Source organism: Bosea sp. 124, assembly GCF_003046175.1.
Taxonomy (GTDB): Bacteria; Pseudomonadota; Alphaproteobacteria; order Rhizobiales; family Beijerinckiaceae; genus Allobosea.
Genome location: NZ_PZZM01000001.1, coordinates 60477 through 80802 on the forward strand (window position 1 = coordinate 60477; position 20326 = coordinate 80802).

The window sequence follows — 20326 nt, forward strand, 5'->3', positions numbered from 1 at the left end:
CAAGCCGACAGGAATGAATCAGTCGCGACAGCCTGTCGCGACTGGCCCTTACCCCACATTCATCCAGCCGAAGCGGACAGGAAAGCCCTCGCCGCCGAGCAGGTTGACCGTCTCGTGCAGCGGCAGGCCGACGACGGCGGTGTAGGAGCCGACGAGCTTGACCACGAAGGAGCCGGCGATGCCCTGGATGGCGTAGCCGCCGGCCTTGCCGCGCCACTCGCCCGAGGCGAGATAGGTCTCGATGTCCTCGGTCGAGAGCCGCTTGAAGCGCAGTCTGGTCTCGACCACCCGCTCGCGGATCGCTCCGCCCGGCGTCACCAGCGCGACCGAGGTGTAGACCCGGTGCGCACGGCCCGAAAGCAGGCGCAGGCAGGCGGCGGCCTCGTCGACGATCTCGGCCTTGGGCAGGATACGGCGCCCCACCGCGACGACGGTATCGGCGGCGATGATGTAGCAGCCTTCGAGATCGGGGCGGCTGGCCGCGCCGATTCGGGCTGCCTGGGCCTTCTCGCGGGCGAGCCGGCGGGAGAGGTCGCGCGGGCGCTCGCCCTTCAGCGGTGTCTCGTCGAGATCGGTCGGCAGCAGCGCATCGGGTTTCAGCCCGGCCTGCTCCAGCAAGGCCAGGCGACGCGGCGAGGCCGAGGCCAGCACCAGCATCGGCCGCCAGCCGGGGTGTTTGGGAGAGGCGAAGAAGCTCAAGGGCAGCCCGATACGGTTCCGGCGGCCGGGACGCCGCGCTGTGCAACAGGCTCTAGAGCATTTTCGGCGATGGATAAATCCGCCCGTTTCGTGTTGCAACAGACGCGGGACATTGCCACGAAAGCGGGCGCGTCATTCACCTTGCGCATAAATAGGGCAGCCCCTCACCGCCTACCGCATTGCACAACGGGTCGGAACCCGCCACATTGCAGGGCTGACCTCGTGGCCGCCTTGCGGATGCACCCATCAGCCAACCTCTCCCGAAGTCCCGGAGTTTCCCAACCCATGGCCCGATCGAGCAGAAAGCCGCGTGCCGCGACGGCCGCGGGAGGTGAAGCGCAGGCGCTCGCCAGCAGGATGATGAGCCTGCACGCCGATGCCGGACTGACGATCGCGATGCGCATGCCGCTGCTGGTGAGAGGCGCGCTCGGTGACAGCCATGGCCAGCGTGAGGCGGCCAAGGCCGTCAGCGAAAAGGTCTCGGCCGTGATGGAGAGTGGTTTCGCTGCCGGTCACGCCACGGCGATGTTCTGGTGGGGCATGGCGCTCAACCCGCTCGCCCGCATCGATCTGGCCGCGGAGGCCGTCAAGGTCGCCCACAGCACGCTGGAGCCGTTCTCGAAGCGCACCAGCGCCAATGTGGCGCGGCTGACCAGCCGCAAGCGCTGAAAGCCGAAGCCTTCAGGCCCGGGTTTCGTCAGGCTCCTTCGGCCGGCGCTTCCAGCGGCTCTGCCGCAGCGGCGGCGTGCTCGCGCTCGAGCTTGCGGTAGCGCGCCACGCTGAGCGGGATCAAGGCGAGATAGGTGATGACGACCAGCGCCAGCATCTCGAACGGATAGGCGAAGAGCAGCCCCGCCACCACCACCACCGCGACGAAGATCGGCAGCACCCGGTCGCGCGGCACGCGGGTGCCCAGCGTCTTGCCGGCATAGCAGGGGATGCGCGAGATCGTCAGGAAGGCGATGAACAGGATATAGGCGCCGACCGGCACCGCGCCGTAATCCTGCACCGGCACGCCGATGAAATGCAGGTAGAGCGGCAGCATCGCGGTGATCGCGCCCGCAGGGGCCGGCATGCCGACGAAGAAGTTCTTCTGCCATTCGGGGCGATTCGGATCGTCGATCATGACGTTGAAGCGCGCGAGCCGGAGTGCCATGGCGCAGGCCAAGGTCAGCACGATGATCCAGCCGAAGGAGCGCAGGTCGTGCAGGACGAAGATCCACAGCACATAGCCGGTGGCGACGCCGAAATTGACGAAGTCCGACAGCGAATCGAGCTCGGCACCGAAGCGCGAGGTGCCCTTGAGCATCCGCGCGAGGCGGCCGTCGACGCCATCGAGCGCGGCTGCGATCAGGATGCAGATCGTCGCCGTCTCGAGCTTGCCCTCGACGACGAGGCGCATCGCGGTCAGCCCGAGGCAGAGCGCCAGCAGGGTGATGACGTTGGGCGCGATCAGCCGGAACGGGATCGGCTTGAAGCGGGCGCGCTTCGATTCGACGCGCTCGGGCTCGAAGGGGGGAAAGAGATCGCTCATGCGAGCCGGAATACGCGGTTTCGGGGGCGGAGGCTAGGTGGCTCTTCCCTTCTCCCCTTACGGCAGAAGGGAAGAGGGGAGCCCCTCAAATCCCGCGGAACATCCGCGGCGCCGGCTCGCTGCCGGCGAAATCGGCCAGCACCGTCTCGCCCGCGAAGGCGGTCTGGCCCTCGCCGACCAGCGGCACGACGCCGAGCGGCAGGTAGACATCGACGCGCGAGCCGAAGCGGATCAGGCCGAAGCGCTCGCCGGTGCCGATGACGTCGCCCTCCTTGACGAAGGGCACGATGCGGCGCGCGATCAGGCCAGCGATCTGGACGACGCCGACGATGCCGGCCGTGGTCTCGATCGCGAGTGCGTTGCGCTCGTTGTCGTCGCTCGCCTTGTCGAGCTCGGCATTGAGGAACAGGCCCGGCGTATAGGCCATCTTGACGATGCGGCCGGGAACCGGGGCACGGTTCACATGGCAGTCGAAGACGTTCATGAAGATCGAGATGCGCGTCATCGGCTCAGCCGGGAGGTTGAGCTCCGGCGGCGGCAGGGCCGAGGCGATCTGGCTGACGCGGCCATCCGCCGGCGAAATCACCAACCCCTCGCGCTGCGGCGTGATCCGGATCGGATCACGGAAGAAATAGCAGATCCAGAGCGTGATGATCGAGCCGATCCAGCCGAAGGGCGACCAGAGATTGGCGAGCACGATCGTCGCGACCAGCGCGATGGCGATGAAGACGTAACCTTCCTTGTGGATGGGCACGATCACCTTGCGGACGGAATCGACGAGCGACATGGCTAAAGTTCCGTGATGTGGCTGGCGCGGTATCCGCGCATGTGGCTGCGACCTGTGGCGGAATGACCTCCGCACGCTTTGGACGCGTGGTGTAGGGGGTTCGGAGCCGCGGGGAAAGGGGTCTGCGGCAGCTTGTCCCTTATCCGCCCGGGCAGTGCTGCACGAGATCGGCGAGTGCGCGCCGGCTCGCCGTGAGATCGAAGGTCGCGGAAGCGGTATGGCCGTTGGCGGCCGGAACCGAAACCACCAGCCGCGCCGTGGTGAGCACGAGTTCCAGCAACGGCATCGGAGACGACAGGTGGATGGCGTGATCGTCGCCGACAACGCCATCGATCGCGCTCAAAGGCCGAGCATCGGGCTGCAGCGCCAGCGTTGCGCTCCGCCGCGTGGGCCCAAAAAGCCGCTCCTCTGTCAACGGAACGAACGCAGCCGAGAGATTGGCGTCGATGCAGCGAATGGCCAGGCCAAAGGGCGACTTCTTGCCGGAGACGATGGCGGCGACGTCCTTACGCCCGCCCACCTTGTCATGAGTGACCACGGCCCAGGATCCGATTGTCTTGACCCCGCTCGCATGGGCGAAGCTGGCGGGCAAGATCAGCGCCACCAGGACACCCGTGAACACGGCGATACGGCGCAAGCTCAACCTGACAATAGACCCGATCATTGCGACAAGGACCCCCTTGGCTTGCTGATCGGCGTCAGGATTTGGCGCCATTCGGATGGAACAGGCCGGTCGATCTCGGCCGGGAAGGCCGGCAGCAACGAAAACGCGAGCGGCTGCTCGCTCTGGAGCACGAGCGTGTCAGCCCTGAGAAGCCGGGCCGAATGACGCGGAACGACAGCCCCGGCAGCGACCACGACACCGCCGGCGCTCAGCACGAAGCAGGAATCAAGAGGGTTCCAAGCTCTCGCCTGTGGCAGGACAGAGGGAGCCTGCGGCGCCGATTGCGCGAACTGCCCGCCCTGCCATCGGACTGTCAAAGCCTCGTCGAGTCGCAGGGGCGCATGGGGAAGCGTCGGCGCAGCGGGCATCGGCCATGCCAGCCCTCTCGGCACGGCGCAGGCCGTCAGGAGGCCGGGGCGGCTCGGCTGCGAGACCCAGAGCGACCAAACCTGCGTCGGTTCAGCGCCACGGGAGCCGACCGCGGAACAGGACACAAGGGCGATCCCCAGAAGTGCCTTCACGAAGCGCAGGCGCTTCCACATCTCGCCCACCGTCAGCCGAAGTCGAGACGTCATGGCTACGGCCCGCACCTGCGAAGTGCAAGGGGACGTCGGCGCCGCTGCGCTTCCCGTGACGATCGGCAGCAGGGAGCCCGTCACAGGCGAAATCCTGCCGATCATCGGCCGATGGAACGGCGGCCGATGATCGGCGCATTGGCGCCTCATTCCGGAGGGAGCATGGCGTCATGATGATGGAAACCGCATCGTGACGACACTCACCGCCCTGGACGCGACGGCGTCGTCCGGTCTGGTGGAGAGCCGGCGGCCGGCGCTGTCGGTGATCGCCTCGCTGCTGCGCAACCCGCTGCAGGCAATGCCTCCGGAGGTCTATCGCGAGAAGCTCGTGCTGGCGAAGACCGGCGGCCGCACCAGCCTTTATGTCTGCGATCCGCCGCTGATCCAGGAGGCCCTGACGAAGCAGGCCGCCTGCCTCGGCAAGGGCGACCTGATCCGCAAGGTGCTCGGGCCGGCGATCGGAGAAGGCCTGCTGACGGCGGATGGCGCGCATTGGCGCTGGCAGCGGCAGGCGGTGGCGGCGGGTTTCCAGCATGAGCGGCTGCTCGGCTTCCTGCCGGCGATGATCGCGGCCGCCGAGGCGACGCGTGAGCGCTGGCGAGCCGGCGCGGCTGCGCTCGACATCGGTCATGAGATGATGCGCACGACCTTCGACATCATCGTAGAGACGATGCTGTCGGGCTCGCAGGCCCTCGATGTCGGCAAGGTCGAGCGCGCGATCTCGGATTATCTAGAACCGACGAACTTCATGTTCGTCTACAATCTGTTCGGCGCGCCCGACTGGCTGCCCTATCCCGGCCGCGGCAAGGCTAGGGCCTCTGTCGGCTATCTGCGCGAGAGCCTCGGCCGGCTGGTGGCGCAGCGCCGGGCCGATGCGGAGCCTCGTGGCGACCTGCTCGACATGCTGCTGGGCAGCGCCGATCCGGAAACCGGCCGGGCGATGAGCGATGCCGAGATTGTCGACAACCTGCTGACCTTCGTCACGGCCGGCCATGAGACCACGGCGCTCGGGCTCGCCTGGACGCTCCATCTGCTCGCCCAGCATCGCGAGCACGAGGCGGCCGTGCTCGACGAGATCGCTCGCGTCACGAGCGACGGACTGCTGCGGCCGGAGCATGTCGCGGCGTTGCCGCTGACCAGGGCCGTGTTCCAGGAGGCGATGCGGCTCTACCCGCCCGCGCCCGTCATCACGCGCCAGGTCGAGGCGCCCTTCACGCTCGGCGGCGTTTCGCTGAAGGAGGGCATGGTGCTTTATGTGCCGATCCAGGCCGTGCATCGGCACGCGCTGCTCTGGGAGCGGCCGGATGTGTTCGACCCCGGCCGCTTTGCGCCGGAAGCCGCGCGCGGACGGCATCGCTATGCCTATCTTCCCTTCGGCGCCGGGCCGCGCATCTGCATCGGCAGCGCTTTCGCCACGATGGAAGCGGTCGCGATCCTCGCGGTTCTGCTGCCGGCGCTGCGGCTGGAACCGCTTTCGGCTGTCGCGCCGGAGCCGACGCTGAAGATCACGCTGCGGCCGAAGCAGCCGCTGCGGATGAGAGCTATCGCGCGCGGCTGAGTTCGGCTGACCTCAGGCGTGCGCGCGATAGCTTGTGAAGCGCCGCGCCGCGCGCCAGGTCAGCACCACGAAGGCGACGAACAGCAGCCCCTCCGAAATCGCGAAAGGCGGCTCCGACTGGGTCGGCGCCAGCGCCCGCAAGGCCGCGACCTTGGAGAACAGCTGGGCCACCAGCACGAAGAGCAAGAGGTAGAAGGTCAGCATCGCCGTGACGGCGTAGGTATGACGCCAAATCCCGTCGAGGCGGCGGGCATAGAGCGCAAAGCCGGCGATCCCGACGAGCACCAGCGAGATCGCGCCGATGATGTGCGAGGGCAGCAGGCCGTTGAAGGGAAAGCCGAAGCCGGTCGCGCTGGTGGCGAAGGCGGTCGAAAGGAAGACGCCGGTCCAGCCCGGGCGGATATGCCCCTTGAGCAGGCCGGCGGCGACAGGGAAGCCCGCCACGATGGCTATGAGGCTGAGCCAGGTGTGGAAGCCCACGAACGTCGTCGGATTGAACATGGTCATCCCCCGGCCCTGCGCGGAAGCCGGAGGCTCCCCTTCGTCAGGATGCAGGAAGCGCGCCGCAGATGCGAGGGGTTTTAGACTGGCCGCCACGAACCGCACCGCACGCCGTCATGCTCGCCCTTGTGGCGAGCATCCACGTCTTGAACACAGGTCTCGACCAGCAAAGACGTGGATGGTCGGGACAAGCCCGACCCTGACAGAAACGGCCGGAGCTTGCCTTACGGCGTCAGCGAGACCCGCACGCTCGGCTCTTCCTCGGCGGTGGCACGCTGGAGGGTCGCCTTGGCCTCGTCGACCTGGCGCTGGCGGTTCCAGAGCGCGGCGTAGATGCCGTTCGCGGCGAGGAGATCGCGGTGGTGGCCGCGTTCCGCGATCAGCCCCTTGTCGAGCACGATGATCTCGTCGGCATTGATCACGGTGGAAAGGCGGTGAGCGATGACCAGCGTGGTGCGGCCCTCGCTGACCCGGTCGAGCGCGTCCTGGATCTCCTTCTCGGTGAAGCTGTCGAGCGCCGAGGTCGCCTCATCGAGCACAAGCACCGGCGGACCCTTCAGGATGGTGCGGGCGATGGCGACGCGCTGCTTCTCGCCGCCCGACAGCTTCAGGCCGCGCTCGCCGACCGAGGTGGCGTAGCCCTCCGGCAGCGACTTGATGAACCGGTCGATCTGGGCAAGGCGGGCGGCCTCCTCGACCTCCGCCTCGCTCGCTTCCGGGCGGCCATAGCGGATGTTGTATTCGATCGTGTCGTTGAACAGCACGGTGTCCTGCGGGACCATGCCGATGGCGGCGCGCAGCGACACCTGCTGGACATCGGCGATGGGCTGGCCGTCGATCAGGATGCGGCCCTTCTGCGGCTCGTAGAAGCGGAACAGCAGGCGCGAGATCGTCGACTTGCCGGCGCCGGACGGGCCGACGATGGCGATCGTGCGGCCCGCCGGCACGGTGAAGGAAATGCCCTTCAGGATCGGCCGCTCGGGGATATAGGCGAATTGGACATCCTCGAAGGTGACCTCGCCGGCCAGCACGGCGAGCGGCTTCGCGCCGGGCTTATCCTGGATCTCGGGGTCCTTGCCGATCAATGAGAACATCTGCTCGATGTCGAGCGTCGCCTGCTTGATCTCGCGATAGACCGTGCCCATGAAATTCAGCGGCTGGTAGAGCTGGATCAGCATGGCGTTGATCAGCACGAAATCGCCGACGGTCAGCGTGCCGGCACGGAAGCCCTGCACCGCCATCACCATCGAGATCGTCAGCCCGGTCGCGAAGATGGCCGCCTGACCGAAATTGAGCCAGGCGAGCGAGGTGTAGGCCTTGATCGAATTACGCTCGTAACGCGCCATCGACAGGTCGTAGCGGGCGGTCTCGCGCGCCTCGGCGCCGAAATACTTCACCGTCTCGTAGTTCAGGAGCGAATCGATCGCCTTCGAATTGGCGTCCGTGTCGGACTCGTTCATCTGGGTGCGGATGGCGATGCGCCATTCCGTCGCCTTGATGGTGTAGGCCATATAGGTGGTCACCATCACCACCAGCACGACGACATAGATCCAGTTGAAGATCGTCAGCAGGACGGCGGTGATCAGCACGAGTTCGATGACGACGGGCACAAGCTGGTTCAGGCCGAGCCGGACCATCTCCTCGATGCCGTTGCGGCCACGCTCCAGCACCCGCGTCAGCCCGCCGGTCTTGCGCTCGAGATGAAAGCGCAGCGAGAGGTGATGCAGATGGCCGAAGGTCTGCAGCGCCAGCGTCCGCACCGCATGCATGAAGACGGGCGCAAACAGCGCGTCGCGCGCCTGGATGAAGGCGGCCGAGCCGACGCGCGCGAGACCGTAGATCACCGTCAGCGCCAGCGGCGCCCCCACCAGCCAGGGCAGCCAGCGCTCCAGGCTCGATGGCGTATCGGCGAGCGCGTCCGTCGCCCATTTGAAGGCGAAGGGCACGCCCATCAGCACGATGCGCCCGAGCACCAGCAGGGCGAAGGCGGCGACGACGCGCTTGCGCAGATCGGCACGGTCCGCCGGCCAGAGATAGGGCCAGAGCGCACGGAAGGTCTCGACGAAGCCCGACCCCGGCTGGAGCAAGGCAGGACGCACGAGGGTCGGCGCCGGTGGCGGCGCGGCAGGCGGAGACATCTTGGGACGATTCCAGGTTGGGGCGCTGATATAGGCGCAATCGCCGGCAAATGCATGTGGGCTGGACGAAGGACGGGATTGCAGCGGCGGCTGCCTTGCTTACGTCCAAAGCCCGGTGTCAGATTGCACCCGGAGCGCCCCAGGCGCGTCACCGGGGAAGAAACAAACATGAAAATTCAACGTGTTGTCGTGACCGGACTGCTGGGTATCGGTGTTGGCCTGCTGTCCGCCGCCCTGCCCGCCATGGCGCAAGGCGCCAAGCCACCGGCCCAGATCACCATCAAGAACATGAGGAGCGCGCCGCTGACGACCTTCGAGATCGCCACCGGCGGCGACCAGCCCCGGCTCGTCGGCAAGATCGCCAAGCCGCTGGCGCCGGGCCAAAGCGTCGCCGTGAAACTGAACAAGCCGGCGGGCTGCAGCTATTTCGTGCTGGCGAAGTTCGGCGACGATGTCGAGAGCGACGCAGAGGACATGAATCTCTGCAAGGACAAGATCATCCGCCTGACGGAGTGAGGATATCGGACGTCATGGTCGGGCTTGACCCGACCATGTCTTGCCGAAGCCGCGAAAGGCGCTTCACGCGTCGAGAGATTCCCGGGTCTGCGCTACGCTTCGCCCGAGAATGACGGGTCACTCACGCCGTCGCGCCGGCCCGCATCAGCTTGTAGGTGATCGAGTCGACCAGCGCCTGGAACGAGGCGTCGATGATGTTGGCGCTGACGCCCACGGTGGTCCAGCGCTCGCCGGTCTCGTCGGCGGATTCGATCAGGACGCGTGTCACCGCGTCGGTGCCGCCCTGGAAAATCCGCACCTTGTAGTCGACGAGGTGCAGGCCCTCGATCAGCGACTGGTAGTGGCCGAGGTCCTTGCGCAGCGCGACATCAAGCGCGTTGACGGGGCCGGCCGCCCCCTCGGCCGCCGAGATCAGCAATTCGTCGCCGACCTTCACCTTCACGATCGCCTCCGAGAAGGTGACGAGCTCGCCCAGGGCATTGTAGCGGCGCTCGACATTCACCTTGAAGCGCTCGACCTCGAAATAAGCCGGGACCTCGCCCATGATACGCTTGGCGAGGAGGTAGAACGAGGCATCGGCGCCCTCGAAGGCATAGCCCTGCGCCTCCTTCTCCTTGACCTCCTCCAGCACGCGGGCGAGGCGCGGATCGTCGCGACCGAGCGTGACGCCGATGCGCTCCAGCTCGGCGACGAGGTTCGACTTGCCGCCCTGGTCAGAAATCAGCACCTTGCGCAGATTGCCGGTCGCCTCCGGCGGAACATGCTCATAGGTGCGCGGGTCCTTCAGCACGGCCGAGGCATGGATGCCGGCCTTGGTCGCGAAGGCGGACGCCCCGACGAAGGGCGCGTGACGGTTCGGCGCGCGGTTCAGCATCTCGTCGAGCGAGCGCGAGACATGGGTCAGCTCGGCGAGCTGCTGCTCGCCGATGCCGATCTCGAAGCGGCCGCGATAGCGCTCCTTCAGCTTCAGCGCGCCGATCAGGGTGACCAGATTGGCGTTGCCGCAGCGCTCGCCGAGACCGTTCAGCGTGCCCTGGATCTGGCGTGCGCCGGCCTCGACAGCGGCCAGCGAATTGGCGACGGCGCAGCCGCAATCGTCATGGGCGTGGATGCCGAGATGGTCTCCCGGCACGCGCTTGGCCACCTCGGCCACGATGGCCCCGATCTCGTCTGGCAGCGTGCCGCCATTGGTGTCGCAGAGCACGACCCAGCGCGCGCCGGAATCGTATGCCGCGCGGGCGCAGGCGAGCGCGTAATCGGGATTGGCCTTGTAGCCGTCGAAGAAGTGCTCGCAGTCGAGCATGACCTCGCGGCCGGCGGCCTTCGCGGCCTCGACGCTCTCACGGATGCCGGCGAGGTTGTCCTCGAGCGGGATCTCGAGCGCGACATGGACATGGTAGTCCCAGGCCTTGGCGACGAAGACGATCGCGTCGGCCTTCGCTTCCAGCAGCGCCCTGAGCCCGGGGTCGTTGGCGGCCGAGCGCCCTGCCCGTTTGGTCATGCCGAACGCGGCGAACTTGGCTGTCCTTGTCGGCTTTTCCGCAAAGAACGCCGTGTCGAGCGGGTTCGCGCCGGGATAGCCGCCCTCGACATAGTCGATGCCGAGCCTGTCGAGCAGGCCGGCGACGGCGCGCTTGTCGTCGAGCGAGAAATCGACGCCGGTGGTCTGCGCGCCGTCGCGCAAAGTCGTGTCGAAGAGATGGATGCGGGCGGCCGTCATCGGTCGCGCTTCAGCTTGAGGCGCAGGATACGGGGGATCACCATGGCCAGCATGACGAGCTTGATCGCGACGGAGAGCGAGCCGGCAGGGCGGATCTTGGGGGTCGGGGTCATCGGATGTGGTCGTCCAATCGGGTAAACTGCCGGAGCGGGCGCTGCTGGAGCGGAGCGTTCAGATCAGCCCAGATCGTGTCGACGATCTCGTCAGGCCTCTGCAGGATGTCCGCATTCCAGAATCGACGAATGCGAAAGCCTTGGGCAACGATCCATGCGTCGCGCTCCTCGTCATAGGCGTTCTCGGCATGCTGGCCGCCGTCGGCCTCGATGATCAGCCGGCGCTCAAGACAGACGAGATCGACGATATAGCGCCCGATCTCGACCTGCCGGCGAAATTTGAAACCGCTGAAGCGGCGATCGCGTAGGAGATGCCAGAGCTTGCGCTCGGCCTCGGTCGGCTCCCGGCGCATGGCGCGAGCACGCCGCTTCAGGGTTTGCCCAAGCGTCGGCGCGGTCTCCCCTTCTCCCCTCGCGGGAGAAGGGGGCCGCGCAGCGGCCGGATGAGGGGGCGCCGTGACGTTTCCGGGGCGTGCGTTTGCGGACGCATCAATGGCACCGTCACGGCGCCCCCTCACCCCAGCCCTCTCCCGCGAGGGGAGAGGGGGTGCGTCGCGGTTCATCGCTTGACCTCCCAGGTCGTTGTCGGCTCGCCGGTGGCAGGATCCTTGCCGTCCTTGAGCGCGATGCCCATGGCAGCGAGTTCGTCACGAATGCGGTCGGATTCAGCGAAGTTCTTCGCGCGGCGGGCGGCGAGACGGGCAGTAACGAGGCTGTCTACCTTACGGTCGAGCTCCCGGTCCCTAACGTCCTGCTTGAGCAATTCGGCCGGCACGCCGTCATGATATAGGCCGAACAGGAAGAGCGCCTCCCGCAGCCTAGCCGCTGCAACAACTTTCCGAGGGCCATTCATTTCGGCTCGCACTGCCTTGGCTAGTGCGTGAAATCCTGCGATCGCCGCAGCAGTGTTGAGATCGTCAAGCAGGGGCTGCACCACCTCCGCGACCTCTCCATCGTGCGCTGGCGCTTCAAAGCACAGCTCGTTCCATTCGAAAAGATTTGATCGCGCTTCGACCAGTCGGTCGACCGTCCAATCAATCGGCTGACGGTACTGCGTCATCAACATTGCAAGCCGAAGTACGCGGCCATGCCATTTCTGGCCGCCGAAGCTCTCCGTCTCCAGCAATTCGTTGATCGTGACGAAATTGCCGAGGCTCTTCGACATCTTCTCGCCTTCGACCTGCAGGAAGCCGTTGTGCATCCAGTAGTTCGCCATGCGGCCGATGCCGGCCTCAGCCCCGAAGGCGCAGCAGGATTGGGCGATCTCGTTCTCGTGGTGCGGAAAGACGAGGTCGATGCCGCCGCCATGGATGTCGAAGACGTTCTTCTGCGGATCGTCGCAGGAGAGCCCGCCGCCGAAGGGCTCGAGCAGCTTCGCCATCGACATGGCCGAGCATTCGATGTGCCAGCCCGGGCGGCCGGGCGTGGCGATGCCGGCCGGCGACGGCCAGCCCGGATCGATGCCGTCGCGGCTCGGCTTCCAGAGCACGAAATCCATCGGGTCTTTTTTGTAAGGGGCCACATCCACCCGTGCGCCGGCCATCATCTCGTCGAGCGAGCGGCGGGCGAGCGAGCCGTATTTCGGCGCCGCCTTCAGATGCGCGACGGCCGGGACATGGAACAGCACATGCTCCTCGGCGACATAGGCGACGCCGCGCGCGATCAGGCGCTCGATGATCGCCTTCATCTCCTCGATATGGTCGGTGGCGCGCGGCTCCTCGTCCGGCCGCAGGCAACCCAGCGCATCGATGTCGGCATGGAACTGCGCGGTCGTGCCTTCCGTGACCTTCGCGATCGCCTCGTTCAGCGGCAGACCGGGCCAGTCACGCGCCGCGCGGGCGTTGATCTTGTCGTCGACGTCGGTGAGGTTACGGGCATAGGTGACCTTGGTCTCACCCTTGCCGCCATCCCAAATGCCCTGCTTCGCCAAATGCTTGAGCAGCCGGTAGAGCACGTCGAAAACGATGACCGGGCGGGCGTTGCCGATATGCGCGTAATCGTAGACCGTCGGGCCGCAGACATACATCCGCAGGTTCTGCGGATCGACGGGAACGAAATCCTCCTTCGTCCGCGTCAGCGTGTTGTAGAGCCTGAGGGTCGGCGACATCGGGAGTATCCTGGCGAACGGCGAAAGCGTGACGGCGGTCCTGGCCGCTGGCCGGGGCGCTTTCTGTCTTTACCGTTTCAGGATGAGGACGTGAGCAGCCGGCCAGCGAGAGCTAGCGGCAAATAATGGAAATCAGGTTGAGGGCCCGCGTCATCGGGAAACGCTTGCCTGCGTGCGGGCTTTGCGTCAAGAGGGCGCCCCAACTTCGCCGCACTGCACCATCAGAAGGCCGGCGCTTCATTCAATCTTAACTGCCGGGAACCATCCTCGCGATTCGAGGGTTGAGCGCCCGTCAGCCACGAGGACACCCCAGAGATGCGCCGCGCCGTTGCCCTGATCGGCCTGTTCGGGATCGTCGGAGCCGGGCTTTCGCTGTCGGTCCTGCCGACCAGCAAGACCGCCGCCGCCCCCAGCGACCAGCGCACCTTCCTGATCCCGGCCAGCGACGGCTACGGCGTCGCCGACTGCCTCTCCAGCAAGTCGGAATGCGGCAAGATCGTCGCCGACGCCTGGTGCGAAGCACAAGGCTTCGCCAGGGCGAGCGCCTATGGTCTGGCCACGCGGGAGGATTTCACCGGGTCACTGTCCAAGGTGAAGGCTGCGCCCGCCGCGGCACCGGAGCAGCCGCTGGTCATCACCTGCGGCGGCTGAGGCCGCTTTCCTACTTGATCCAGTCGGCGCATTTCGGCGCCTCGCCCGTGCCGCCCCAAGGCATGATCGGGACGGTCGAGGTCGAGTTCTGCGGCGAGCCGTCGATCAGCTTGTCCGAATAGACCAGATAGACCAGCACGTTGCGCTTGGCATCGCAGCCGCGCACGATCTGCATCTTCTTCCAGACCAGCGAGCGGCGTTCGCGGAAGACGACATCGCCCTGATCGGCCTTCTCGCGGAACTTGATCGGGCCGATCTGACGGCAGGCGAGCGAGATTTCGGACACCTCCTCGGCGACGCCGAACATGCCGGAGACGCCGCCCTTCTCGGGGATGGTGTAATGGCAGGCGACGCCCTCGACGACAGGATCATCGACGCCGTAGACCGCGAGCTTGTCGTCGGGGGTCAGCATCTTCCAGACGGTGGACTTCCTGAAGATCAGGTCTTCTTGCGCCACGGCCGGCAGCGCCTGAGCCGCAAGGCCGAGCAGGCCGGCGATGACGGCGGAAGCGATGGCATTCATGCGCATGGACGATCTCCTTCGGCGGCAAGGCGCCGCCTGCCCGGATATGGTGGCGGGCGAGCGTGCCCGCCAGATCAGTCTCACGCCGCCAGCGGCTTGAAGGCGAGATAGGCGGCCGCGACCGCCCCGACCGTGCCGAGCAGGAACAGCACCAGCTTGAACTGGGTGAGGCGGCTGGCGAAGGCGACGTCGCCAGCCTCAACCTTCGGATATTTGTCGAGCAGCCTTGCCACAGAGAGGTTCTCGGCGACATCGCAGAGGCCGCCCAGCAGCCAGCCGCCGCCGCAGAGCGCCGCGACCCACCAGGGCTGGCCACGCATCGACAGGCCCGCGATCAGGATCGCGCCAACGATGGCATAGGTGAAGGCGCAGGCGACATCGGCCGGAAGCACCCGGTTGCGATAGCGGGCGCGGTGCGTCTCGCCATACATGGCGAAGAGCTTCTCGACATCGGCGACGTTGAAGCCGTTCCAGTCATTTTCCAGCATGCGCGGCACGCCCTGCCGGCTCGACCAGAAGCCGACCGCCCAGAACAGCACCATCACCAGCGCCGGCCCCCAGACGAAGAAGGCCAGCGGAACGGTCGCGGGATAGAACGGCACGGCGTCGATCATGGGGCGTGAGCTTTCGCAGCGGGCTTCGTCGATGGATGCGGCGGCAGGTTAGCCGCCGCTCCGGCAGGCGCCAAGCTCTCCGACGCAAAAGCCGCCGCGCGGTTCCTTCGGCGACGGCTCGGGCCTGCACGCGCCAACCGCCTCACCCGACATGCGGCAAGATCTCCTGCTCGATCGCCCCGAAGATCGAATGGCCGGTCGAAGTCTTCACCTCGATGCGGATCGTGTCGCCGAAGCGCAGAAACGGCGTGCTGGCCGCGCCCGTCAGGATCGTCTCGACCATGCGCTGCTCGACGATGCAGGCGTAGCCGGCACCGCCCTCGGCCAGCGCACGCCCCGGACCGCCATCGGCGCCGCGGTTCGAGACCGTACCGGAGCCGATGATCGTGCCGGCGCCGAGCCGACGCGTCCTCGCGGCATGGGCCATCAGCGCGCCGAAGTCGAAGGTCATGTCGGTGCCGGCATCGGGCCGCCCGAACAGCCTGCCATTGATCTGCGCCAGAACGGGCAGGTGCAGCTTGCCGCCGCGCCAGGCGTCGCCGAGTTCGTCGGGGGTGACGGCGACCGGCGAATAGGCACTGGACGGCTTCGCCTGGACGAAGCCGAAGCCCTTCGCCAGCTCCGGCCCGGCCAGGTTGCGCAAGCTGACATCATTGGCCAGCATCACGAGGCGGATATGGCCGAGCGCGGCCTGCGGGCTGACGCCCATCGGCACGTCGCCGGTGACGACCGCGACCTCGGCCTCGAAATCGATGCCCTGATCCTCGGCGATCGCATGCACCGCCTGGCGTGCACCCAGCGGCGTATCGGAGCCGCCCTGATACATCAGCGGTTCCGTCAGAAGATTTTCCGGCAGGGCGACGCCACGCGCCTTCCGGGTCAGTTCGACGTGGTTGGCATAGGCCGAGCCGTCGAGCCACTGATAGGCACGCGGCAGCGGCGCGGCGCAATCATGCTCGTGAAAGCGGAAGGAGGGGACCGAGCCGTGCTCCAGGCTCACCGCCAGATCGGCGAGGCGCGGGGCGAGCCGGTCCCAGTCATCGAGCGCGGCCTGCAGCGTCGGCACCACCGGGAAGGCATCGGTGGCGCGCGTCAGATCCTGCGAGACCACGACCAGCCGGCCATCCCGGCCATGCATAAGTGAAGCGAGTTTCATGTCTTTTCATTCCTCGCGCGACACGCCAATAAGGGCTCAACAAGCCCGTGGGAGGAACACCTTATGAAACGTCGCGACTTTTTGAAAACAGGTGCACTCGCCGCCGCCGCCACGCCCGTCGCGATGCCGGCCGTCGCACAGTCGCAGCCCGAGGTGAAGTGGCGGCTGACGTCGAGCTTCCCCAAGTCGCTCGACACGATCTTCGGGACCGCACAGCACTTCTCAAAGCTCGTCAGCGACGCGACCGACGGCAAGTTCCAGATACAGGTCTTCGCTCCGGGCGAGATCGTCCCGGGTCTGCAGGCGCTCGACGCCGTCTCCTCGGGCACAGTCGAATGCGCGCATTCGCCGACCTATTTCTACATCGGCAAGGACCCCGCGCTGGGGCTCGGCACCGGCATCCCCTTCGGGCTGAACGCCCGCCAGCAGCATAGCTGGTGGTATTTCGGCGGCGGCGAGCAGATCGTGAACGGCGTTCTCGACCGCTTCAACGCCTATTCGATCCCCTGCGGCAATTCGGGCTGCCAGATGGGCGGCTTCTTCCGCAAGGAACTCACCGGCCTCGACGACCTCAAGGGGCTGAAGTTCCGTATCGGCGGGATGGGCGGGGCGGTGCTGGCCAAGCTCGGCGTGGTGCCGACGCAGATCGCGCCCGGCGACGTCTACCCGGCGCTGGAGCGCGGCACGATCGATGCGGCGGAATTCGTCGGCCCCTATGACGACGAGAAGCTCGGCTTCATCCGGGTCGCCAAATATTACTACTATCCCGGCTGGTGGGAGGGCGGCGCGATGCTGCACCTGATCATCGGCAAGGAGGCCTGGGCCAAGCTGCCGAAGCACTATCAGGCGATCGTCCAGAACGCCTGCGAGGCGGCCAACAACTGGATGCTGGGCAAATACGACTTTGTGAATCCGGGCGGACTGCGCCGGCTCGTCGGCCAGGGCGCACAGCTCCGGCCCTTCCCGCTGCCGGTGATGGAAGCGGCCCTCAAGGCCGCCGAGGAGTATTACGCCGAGACCTCGGCCAAAAGCGCCGACTTCAAGGCAGGCTACGATTCGATGGTCGCCTTCCGCGGCGAGAACCTGCTCTGGTGGCAGGTCGCCGAGTTGTCCTACGACTCGTTCATGAACCGGCTGAAGGCGCGCTGAGCGGCCGGCTCAGCTTTGGAGGCGGCCAGCTGACCATGTCGACGAAACCGCCCTCTCCCCCGCCGGAGACTCCGCTCCGGCTGGAACAGTTCCTGCCCTACCGCCTCAACGTCGTCGCCTTCCATTCGGCGCGGGCGCTGGGGCGGATCTATGACGCGCATTTCGGCATCGGCATCCCGGAGTGGCGGGTGGTCGCGCAGCTTGGCGAATTCGGCAAGCTGACCTCGCGCGACATCGGCGAACTGGCCCAGATGCACAAGACCAAGGTCTCGCGAGCCGTCTCCGAACTGGAGAAGCGCGGGCTGGTCTCGCGGGCCGAGAACCGGCAGGACCGGCGCGAGTCCTTCGTCGCGCTGACGCCCGCCGGCGAGCGGATCTATGCGCAGATCGTGCCGCTGGCGCTGGCCTTCCAGGCGCGCTGGACGGAAGGAATCGCGACCGAGGAACTCAAGGTGTTCGAGCGCGTGCTCTCGACGCTGACCGAACGCAGCCGCCATCTCGCCGGCAGCTATCGCGAGGACGAGGGCTGAGGTCGCGACTGCCCTCGGGTATCGTTGTGAATCCCCTGAGCCCTCATCCGGAGGAGCCATTCCGTTGGGAATGGCTCCTCGGGATGAGGGCTGGTTAGTCAGAAGAACCGCGCGAGGTTGCGGCGGATGCGGTCCAGCGGAACCTCACCGGCCGGCGGCGGCACAAAGGTTTGCCCAGTGATGGTCTCGAACGCGCGGACATAGACATCCGTCGTCTGTGCGATCAGCGCCGCCGGGATCGGCGGCAGCTCTTCCTTGTAAGGGTCGCAGCGGGCGACCACCCAGTTGCGGACGAAGTCCTTGTCGAAGGATTCCGGCTTCTCGCCGGCCTCGAAGCGCGCCGCGTAGCTGCCGGCCATCCAGTAACGGCTGGAATCGGGGGTGTGGATCTCGTCCGCCAGCAGGATCGTGCCATCCCTGTCGGTGCCGAACTCGTATTTGGTGTCGGCCAGGATCAGGCCGCGCTCGGCGGCGAGCGCCTGCCCGCGTGCGAAGAGCGCCAGCGCATAGCCGCTCACCATGTCCCATTGCTCGCGGGTCAGGAGCCCCTCGGCAACGATGCCGGCGGCCGAAAGCGGCTCGTCATGGCCGCCGTCGAACGCCTTGCTGGTCGGGGTGATGATCGCCTCGGGCAGCTTTTCATTGTCGCGCAGGCCATCGGGCAGGCGCACGCCATACATCTCGCGCAGGCCCTGCTTGTACATCGTCAGGATCGAGGTGCCGGTCGTGCCGGCGAGATAGCCGCGCACCACGATCTCGACGGGAAGAATGTCCAGCCGCTTGCCGATCACGACATTGGGATCGGGATATTCGAGCACATGGTTGGGGCAGATGTCCGCCGTCTTCTCGAACCAGTGGCGCGCCGTCTGGGTCAGCACCTGCCCCTTGAACGGGATCGCGGCGATCGCCCGGTCGAAGGCGCTCAAGCGATCCGTCGAGATCAGGATGCGGCGCCCGTTGGGCAGGTCGTAATTCTCGCGGACCTTGCCGCGATAATAGTTCGGAAGCTCGGGGATGAAGGCGTCTTCGAGTGCCAGAGGCTTTTGGAGCGCCAGAGGTTCGGTCATGTCGGCATCGCCCGGTCACGAAGCCCGCGCGGCGTGCGCGGACGGGGTCCGAGCCTTCTAGACAGTCGGCGCGCGCGCGCCAACCGCTTCAGTGAATTCCCTGCTCGATCAGGCGTGCCGATTGCCCGGCGGCGGCGAATATGGCATGCGGATCGGGCATCGGACCTGCCGTTCGCGGCCTGCCCGATGCCCCTCCATAGTTCCGTCGCGTTTGGCGGGTGTTGTTGCGCCCGAAGGCGAGCCCGCCAGCTTTGGGCAAGGATCGTCAGGCCCAATCAAGACCGGCAAGCAGGTGACGTGATCCGACGCGCGATGACATCGAGACCCTCCTGGCTAAGATTTGCCTCGCCGAGATCCGACTGGCCGAGATTTGCCTGGCTCCGTCGCAGCGGGCGCTTCGGTGCTGTGCTTCTGGCCCTGGCGAGCATGGGCGGGGCGGCGCTGGCGCAGTCGCCGTCCTGCAATGCATGGCGCTCCGAACTCGCCAGCCTGCAGGGCCAGCGCGGCGGCGATCCGCGCGCGGCACAGGCAGCGCAGCGCGTCGGCGCGCAGCTCGCGCAGGCGACGAGCCAGTATCGCGCCATGGGCTGCGAGCGCGGTGGCTTCACCTTCTTCGGCGAGGGCCCGCCGGCGCAATGCGGTGGCCTGCGCGCGCAGATCGGCCAGTTGCAGGCGCAATATGGCAGCCTGCAGCAACAGGGTCAGGGCGGCGCGGTCGAGCAGCGCCGGGCCCAGCTCGCTGCCGCCATCAGCAACAACTGCCGGGCCCAGCAGCGCGGCTTCTTCGAGACGATCTTCGGCCTCGAGCCGCGCCGCGGCGAAATCGATTCGACGCTTCCGGAACTCGATCCCGAGCAGCCGCTCGAGCCCGAAAAGCCGCGCATGGGTGGGCCGCAGACCGTCTGCGTGCGGACCTGCGACGGCTTCTTCTTCCCGCTCGCCAACAATCCGGGCGGTCGCGACAGCTCCGACGAGATGTGCCAGGCGCTGTGCCCCGGCGTCGAAACGCTCGCCTATGGCATGACCAATGGCGGCGACATCCAGAACTCCGTCGCGCGCGCCACCGGCCAGCCCTATTCCTCGCTGGCCAATGCCGGAAAATACCAGCGCAGCTTTGACGCCGCCTGCACCTGCCGCGGCCAGGGCCAGAGCTGGGCCCAGGCCCTCAAGGAGGCGGAATACCTGCTCGACAAGCGCAAGGGCGATGTCATCGTCACCGAGCAGCGGGCGGCCGAACTGTCGCGCCCGAAAGAGGCCAAGCCCGATCCGAAGCGGCGCGGCGCGGCACCGACGGTGCAGCCGGCCGCAGCCCCGGAGATTCCAGACGAGAAGCCGATGCCATCGGAAAATTCCCCGACTTCGGGCACGGAATCGGCCGGTGTCGGACCGAGTTCGGTCGGCGAACGCGTCCTCGACAAGGGCGACGGGCTGAAGCGGGAGACGCGCAGCGTCACAGGCGAGCGCCGGACGGTACGGATCGTGGCGCCGAATCTCGCGCCGAATCTCGGTCCGGCCGCTGCGAGACCATGACAGGCTGAATTTGTTCCATGCCGTGATCGCATGGCGGCAGCGCAAAATTTGTCAGCCTCAACGCTGGACGCATGACTGTGGCGGCGCGATAGAGGGTGCAACCATCAACACGATTGCCTGGAACGTCGCCGGACCGTGCCTGATCGTGCCGCCGTGGCGGGTGCGGGAGAGGCTCTGACGACGCCGGGCCGAGA

At 66.8% G+C, this 20326-nt stretch carries 20 protein-coding genes; 7 read left to right on the forward strand and 13 right to left on the reverse strand.

From position 1 onward, the window contains the following. Positions 1 to 48: 48 nt before the first annotated feature. A complete protein-coding gene (locus tag C8D03_RS00320) occupies positions 49 to 657 on the reverse strand; it encodes a Maf-like protein (RefSeq protein ID WP_108044475.1) in 609 nt (202 codons plus the stop codon). Between the two features lie 399 nt (positions 658 to 1056). On the opposite strand from C8D03_RS00320, the gene C8D03_RS00325 reads away from it, so the two are divergent. Continuing rightward, on the forward strand, positions 1057 to 1368 hold the full coding sequence (locus C8D03_RS00325; protein WP_181300557.1) for a hypothetical protein: 312 nt from the start codon (positions 1057 to 1059) through the stop codon (positions 1366 to 1368). 28 nt (positions 1369 to 1396) lie between these two features. Here the strand turns inward: C8D03_RS00325 and C8D03_RS00330 are convergent, their stop codons facing one another. The 3 genes from C8D03_RS00330 to C8D03_RS26685 form a co-directional block, all read right to left on the reverse strand. Then, positions 1397 to 2233 carry a CDP-alcohol phosphatidyltransferase family protein gene (locus C8D03_RS00330; RefSeq protein WP_108044477.1) on the reverse strand — a complete coding sequence of 279 codons (837 nt, stop codon included), beginning with the start codon at positions 2231 to 2233 and terminating at the stop codon, positions 1397 to 1399. A gap of 85 nt (positions 2234 to 2318) precedes the next feature. After that, positions 2319 to 3095, reverse strand: a complete 777-nt coding sequence (locus tag C8D03_RS00335) for a phosphatidylserine decarboxylase (protein WP_282568534.1) — start codon at positions 3093 to 3095, stop codon at positions 2319 to 2321. Positions 3096 to 3159: 64 nt separating this feature from the next. Next, the gene (locus C8D03_RS26685) at positions 3160 to 3657 is read right to left on the reverse strand and encodes a hypothetical protein (protein ID WP_248308297.1); all 498 of its coding nucleotides are present in this window, start codon (positions 3655 to 3657) and stop codon (positions 3160 to 3162) included. A gap of 792 nt (positions 3658 to 4449) precedes the next feature. Between C8D03_RS26685 and C8D03_RS00345 the strand changes: the two genes are divergently transcribed. After that, positions 4450 to 5817 carry a cytochrome P450 gene (locus C8D03_RS00345; RefSeq protein ID WP_248308298.1) on the forward strand — a complete coding sequence of 456 codons (1368 nt, stop codon included), beginning with the start codon at positions 4450 to 4452 and terminating at the stop codon, positions 5815 to 5817. 12 nt (positions 5818 to 5829) lie between these two features. Here C8D03_RS00345 and C8D03_RS00350 read toward each other — a convergent pair whose 3' ends face one another. Beyond that, on the reverse strand, positions 5830 to 6324 hold the full coding sequence (locus C8D03_RS00350) for a hypothetical protein (RefSeq protein WP_348981687.1): 495 nt from the start codon (positions 6322 to 6324) through the stop codon (positions 5830 to 5832). Between the two features lie 218 nt (positions 6325 to 6542). Further along, a complete protein-coding gene (locus C8D03_RS00355) occupies positions 6543 to 8456 on the reverse strand; it encodes an ABCB family ABC transporter ATP-binding protein/permease (RefSeq protein WP_108044480.1) in 1914 nt (637 codons plus the stop codon). Positions 8457 to 8624: 168 nt separating this feature from the next. Here C8D03_RS00355 and C8D03_RS00360 point away from each other — a divergent pair, with 168 nt between their 5' ends. Beyond that, positions 8625 to 8972, forward strand: a complete 348-nt coding sequence (locus C8D03_RS00360; RefSeq protein WP_146170017.1) for a hypothetical protein — start codon at positions 8625 to 8627, stop codon at positions 8970 to 8972. 121 nt (positions 8973 to 9093) lie between these two features. On the opposite strand, the gene cimA is transcribed toward C8D03_RS00360, so the two are convergent. The 3 genes from cimA to cysS all read right to left on the reverse strand — a co-directional run bounded on the left by cimA (position 9094) and on the right by cysS (position 12912). Next, the gene (gene cimA / locus C8D03_RS00365; RefSeq protein WP_108044482.1) at positions 9094 to 10692 is read right to left on the reverse strand and encodes a citramalate synthase; all 1599 of its coding nucleotides are present in this window, start codon (positions 10690 to 10692) and stop codon (positions 9094 to 9096) included. Between the two features lie 109 nt (positions 10693 to 10801). After that, positions 10802 to 11368 (reverse strand): endonuclease domain-containing protein, encoded by a 567-nt coding sequence (locus C8D03_RS26690; RefSeq protein ID WP_108044483.1) that lies wholly within the window; start codon positions 11366 to 11368, stop codon positions 10802 to 10804. Further along, positions 11365 to 12912 carry a cysteine--tRNA ligase gene (cysS, locus tag C8D03_RS00375; RefSeq protein ID WP_108044484.1) on the reverse strand — a complete coding sequence of 516 codons (1548 nt, stop codon included), beginning with the start codon at positions 12910 to 12912 and terminating at the stop codon, positions 11365 to 11367. The genes C8D03_RS26690 and cysS overlap by 4 nt, the downstream gene beginning before the upstream one ends. A 315-nt stretch (positions 12913 to 13227) precedes the next feature. Between cysS and C8D03_RS00380 the strand changes: the two genes are divergently transcribed. Beyond that, on the forward strand, positions 13228 to 13563 hold the full coding sequence (locus C8D03_RS00380) for a hypothetical protein (protein WP_108044485.1): 336 nt from the start codon (positions 13228 to 13230) through the stop codon (positions 13561 to 13563). Positions 13564 to 13573: 10 nt separating this feature from the next. Here C8D03_RS00380 and C8D03_RS00385 read toward each other — a convergent pair whose 3' ends face one another. The 3 genes from C8D03_RS00385 to C8D03_RS00395 form a co-directional block, all read right to left on the reverse strand. After that, positions 13574 to 14086 (reverse strand): CreA family protein, encoded by a 513-nt coding sequence (locus C8D03_RS00385; protein WP_181301271.1) that lies wholly within the window; start codon positions 14084 to 14086, stop codon positions 13574 to 13576. Between the two features lie 80 nt (positions 14087 to 14166). Beyond that, complete coding sequence (locus C8D03_RS00390; protein ID WP_108044487.1) at positions 14167 to 14700, reverse strand: hypothetical protein; 534 nt, start codon at positions 14698 to 14700, stop codon at positions 14167 to 14169. A gap of 142 nt (positions 14701 to 14842) precedes the next feature. Then, entirely contained in the window at positions 14843 to 15856 is a 1014-nt protein-coding gene (locus tag C8D03_RS00395) for a fumarylacetoacetate hydrolase family protein (RefSeq protein WP_108044488.1), read from the reverse strand. A 63-nt stretch (positions 15857 to 15919) separates the two neighbouring features. Between C8D03_RS00395 and C8D03_RS00400 the strand changes: the two genes are divergently transcribed. Both C8D03_RS00400 and C8D03_RS00405 read left to right on the forward strand, forming a co-directional pair. Continuing rightward, the gene (locus tag C8D03_RS00400) at positions 15920 to 17005 is read left to right on the forward strand and encodes a TRAP transporter substrate-binding protein (protein ID WP_108044489.1); all 1086 of its coding nucleotides are present in this window, start codon (positions 15920 to 15922) and stop codon (positions 17003 to 17005) included. 35 nt (positions 17006 to 17040) lie between these two features. After that, positions 17041 to 17535, forward strand: a complete 495-nt coding sequence (locus C8D03_RS00405; RefSeq protein WP_108044490.1) for a MarR family winged helix-turn-helix transcriptional regulator — start codon at positions 17041 to 17043, stop codon at positions 17533 to 17535. 98 nt (positions 17536 to 17633) lie between these two features. Here C8D03_RS00405 and C8D03_RS00410 read toward each other — a convergent pair whose 3' ends face one another. Continuing rightward, positions 17634 to 18602 carry a phosphoribosylaminoimidazolesuccinocarboxamide synthase gene (locus C8D03_RS00410; protein ID WP_108044491.1) on the reverse strand — a complete coding sequence of 323 codons (969 nt, stop codon included), beginning with the start codon at positions 18600 to 18602 and terminating at the stop codon, positions 17634 to 17636. Between the two features lie 405 nt (positions 18603 to 19007). Between C8D03_RS00410 and C8D03_RS00415 the strand changes: the two genes are divergently transcribed. After that, the gene (locus C8D03_RS00415; protein WP_181300559.1) at positions 19008 to 20132 is read left to right on the forward strand and encodes a DUF2865 domain-containing protein; all 1125 of its coding nucleotides are present in this window, start codon (positions 19008 to 19010) and stop codon (positions 20130 to 20132) included. The last annotated feature ends 194 nt before the right edge of the window (positions 20133 to 20326 follow it).

Bases quoted from the DNA above. Each gene is read 5' to 3' on its own strand.
- C8D03_RS00320 (WP_108044475.1), bottom strand. From the start codon at position 657: ATGCTGGTGCTGGCCTCGGCCTCGCCGCGTCGCCTGGCCTTGCTGGAG.
- C8D03_RS00325 (WP_181300557.1), top strand. From the start codon at position 1,057: ATGATGAGCCTGCACGCCGATGCCGGACTGACGATCGCGATGCGCATG.
- C8D03_RS00330 (WP_108044477.1), bottom strand. From the start codon at position 2,233: ATGAGCGATCTCTTTCCCCCCTTCGAGCCCGAGCGCGTCGAATCGAAG.
- C8D03_RS00350 (WP_348981687.1), bottom strand. From the start codon at position 6,324: ATGACCATGTTCAATCCGACGACGTTCGTGGGCTTCCACACCTGGCTC.
- C8D03_RS00355 (WP_108044480.1), bottom strand. From the start codon at position 8,456: ATGTCTCCGCCTGCCGCGCCGCCACCGGCGCCGACCCTCGTGCGTCCT.
- C8D03_RS00360 (WP_146170017.1), top strand. From the start codon at position 8,625: ATGAAAATTCAACGTGTTGTCGTGACCGGACTGCTGGGTATCGGTGTT.
- cimA (WP_108044482.1), bottom strand. From the start codon at position 10,692: ATGACGGCCGCCCGCATCCATCTCTTCGACACGACTTTGCGCGACGGC.
- C8D03_RS26690 (WP_108044483.1), bottom strand. From the start codon at position 11,368: ATGAACCGCGACGCACCCCCTCTCCCCTCGCGGGAGAGGGCTGGGGTG.
- cysS (WP_108044484.1), bottom strand. From the start codon at position 12,912: ATGTCGCCGACCCTCAGGCTCTACAACACGCTGACGCGGACGAAGGAG.
- C8D03_RS00380 (WP_108044485.1), top strand. From the start codon at position 13,228: ATGCGCCGCGCCGTTGCCCTGATCGGCCTGTTCGGGATCGTCGGAGCC.
- C8D03_RS00385 (WP_181301271.1), bottom strand. From the start codon at position 14,086: ATGAATGCCATCGCTTCCGCCGTCATCGCCGGCCTGCTCGGCCTTGCG.
- C8D03_RS00390 (WP_108044487.1), bottom strand. From the start codon at position 14,700: ATGATCGACGCCGTGCCGTTCTATCCCGCGACCGTTCCGCTGGCCTTC.
- C8D03_RS00395 (WP_108044488.1), bottom strand. From the start codon at position 15,856: ATGAAACTCGCTTCACTTATGCATGGCCGGGATGGCCGGCTGGTCGTG.
- C8D03_RS00400 (WP_108044489.1), top strand. From the start codon at position 15,920: ATGAAACGTCGCGACTTTTTGAAAACAGGTGCACTCGCCGCCGCCGCC.
- C8D03_RS00405 (WP_108044490.1), top strand. From the start codon at position 17,041: ATGTCGACGAAACCGCCCTCTCCCCCGCCGGAGACTCCGCTCCGGCTG.
- C8D03_RS00410 (WP_108044491.1), bottom strand. From the start codon at position 18,602: ATGACCGAACCTCTGGCGCTCCAAAAGCCTCTGGCACTCGAAGACGCC.